Origin of the sequence: Agromyces sp. NPDC056965 (assembly GCF_042673425.1) — a bacterium.
Classification (GTDB): Bacteria; Actinomycetota; Actinomycetes; order Actinomycetales; family Microbacteriaceae; genus Agromyces.
Window position 1 is genome coordinate 1 of the sequence record NZ_JBHURI010000074.1, and the last position, 2503, is coordinate 2503.

Annotated in this window: 1 protein-coding gene; it reads right to left on the reverse strand. The window is 71.8% G+C overall.

The annotated features are described in order from the left end of the window. Positions 1–290 precede the first annotated feature (290 nt). Positions 291–2321, reverse strand: a complete 2031-nt coding sequence (gene recQ / locus ACFTQE_RS16180; protein WP_376926034.1) for a DNA helicase RecQ — start codon at positions 2319–2321, stop codon at positions 291–293. Between the last annotated feature and the right edge of the window lie 182 nt (positions 2322–2503).

The window sequence follows — 2503 nt, forward strand, 5'->3', positions numbered from 1 at the left end:
CGGAATCGCAGATCTCCTCCCGATCGCGGCGGCGAGGAAGGATGGCGAGTGATCGCGGTGGCGAGGAAGGATGACGAGCCGAACACGCGCGAGCCAGGTCGACGACGCTCGGATCGAGCCAGGTAGCTCGAGCCGGGCGAAGCCCGAGCCGGACGAAGCGCGAGCCGGGCGAAGCGCGAGCCGGGCGACGCGCGAGCCGGGCGACGCGCGAGCCGGGCGAAGCCCGAGCCGAGCGACGCGCGAGCCGGGCGAAGCCCGAGCCGAGCGAAGCGGAACCCGAGGCGAGGGCGTCAGGCCGAGGCGACGACCGAGAGCAGCGCCTCGCCGTAGGCCTCGCGCTTCTTGGCGCCGATGCCGGTGATGCCGTCGAGATCGGCGAGGCTCGCGGGCCTCGCGACCGCGACGGCGCGCAGTGTCGCGTCGCCGAAGACGATGTACGCGGGCACGCCCTGCTCCTTCGCCTCACCCGCACGCCACGTGCGGAGCTGCTCGAAGAGCTCCACCTGCGCCGGCTCGAGGTCGACGGCGGCAGCTGCCGCCCGAGGGCCGCGTGAGCGCGCTGCGCGCTCGGGTTCGGTGCGGAGCTTCACGACCCGCTTGCCCGAGAGCACGTCGGCCGCGGTATCCGTCACCGTCAACGTGCCGTACTCGCCGTGCGTGGCGAGCAGGCCCTGTGCGAGCAGCTGCCGCACGACCCCGCGCCACTGCTGGTCGCTGAGGTCTTGCCCGATGCCCCACGTCGCGAGTGCGTCGTGCCCGTACTGGCGCACACGCGGCGTCTCTTTGCCGCGGAGGATGTCGACGAGGTGGCCCGCGCCGAACTTCTGCCGGCGCTCGCGCTGGAGGCGCACGATCGTCGACATGAGCTTCTGAGCGGGCACCGTGCCGTCCCACGAAGCGGGCGGCTCGAGGCAGGTGTCGCAGTTGCCGCACGGCTCGCTCGGCTGACCGAAGTAGCCGAGCAGGTTCTGGCGGCGGCATTGCACCGTCTCGCAGAGCGCGAGCATCGCGTCGAGGTGCTGGGCGAGACGCCGCCGGTGGGCGAGGTCGCCGGGACTCTCGTCGATCATGCGCCGCTGCTGCACGACGTCTTGCAGGCCATAGGCGAGCCAGGCGGTCGCCGGCGCCCCGTCGCGGCCGGCGCGACCGGTCTCCTGGTAGTAGCCCTCGACCGACTTCGGCAGGTCGACGTGGGCGACGAATCGCACGTCGGGCTTGTCGATGCCCATGCCGAACGCGATCGTCGCGACGACGACGACGCCCTCTTCGCGGAGGAACCGCTCTTGCGTGCGACGGCGGACCGCGGCGTCGAGGCCGGCGTGGTACGGCATCGCGTTGACGCCGTGCTCGGCGAGGTACGCGGCGATCTTCTCGGTGCTCGCCCGCGAGAGCGCGTAGACGATGCCCGCGACGGGGTTGCCGGCGGCGTCGCGGCCCTCGCTGCGGATGAACTCGAGCAACTGCTTGCGCACTTCGAGCTTCGAGTCGATGCGGTACTGGATGTTGGGCCGGTCGAAGCTCGAGACGAAGTGCTCGGCTCCCCCGAGGCTCAGTCGCTCGGTGATCTCTCGGTGCGTCGCCTCGGTCGCCGTGGCGGTGAGGGCGATGCGCGGCACGTCGGGCCAACGCTCGGCGAGCTCGGAGAGCGCCAGGTAGTCGGGCCGGAAGTCGTGCCCCCACTGCGCGACGCAGTGGGCCTCGTCGATCGCGAAGAGCGCGATCGTGCCCTGCTCGAGGAACCGCTTGGTCGCCTCGTTGCCGAGTCGCTCGGGGGCGACGTAGAGCAGGTCGAGCTCGCCGGCGAGATATGCCCGCTCGACCTCGGCCCGCTCGTGCGACTGCTGGCTCGAGTTCAGGTACGCGGCGCGAACGCCGTTGCGCACGAGCGCGTCGACCTGGTCGTGCATGAGCGCGATGAGCGGCGAGACCACGATGCCCGTGCCCTCGCGGAGGAGCGACGGGATCTGGTAGCAGAGGCTCTTGCCGCCGCCGGTCGGCATGAGCACGACGGCGTCGCCTCCGCCGGCGACCTGCGCGATGATGTCGGCCTGCTCACCGCGGAAGCTGTCGTACCCGAACACGGTGTGGAGCGCTTCGGCCGCAGTGGCGAACCGCGCGGGCGCGGCGGCGCGACGTCCCGACGCGACCGCTCCGGACGGTCGACTTTGAGCCCCTGCCGAGCGCTGCGTGGCTGAGGTTCGCGCACCGCCGGACTGGGCGTCGTCGACGGGCGGCACCCACTCGTCATCGGGCGGCGGAGCGAGTTCGTCGGGGTCCCACGGGACCTCGTCGGTCCAGGCGGGTTCCGCGTTCCAGCTCATCCGTCGAGTCTAACGAGCGCCGCCGACGCACTCCGCCGTGGTGGGGCGTGCGTGCGAACCACGGGGCTGTGGAGGAGAGGTGCTGCCGCGAACGAGACGGGGGCGAGCGGATGTAGCATCCGCTCGCCCCCCCCGAAATTAGCCTGCGCGGTCTACCAAACCAGCACCGGCACCGCGAACGA

Excerpts from the sequence above, each read along its gene's own strand:
- recQ (WP_376926034.1), bottom strand. The coding sequence starts at position 2,321 with ATGAGCTGGAACGCGGAACCCGCCTGGACCGACGAGGTCCCGTGGGAC.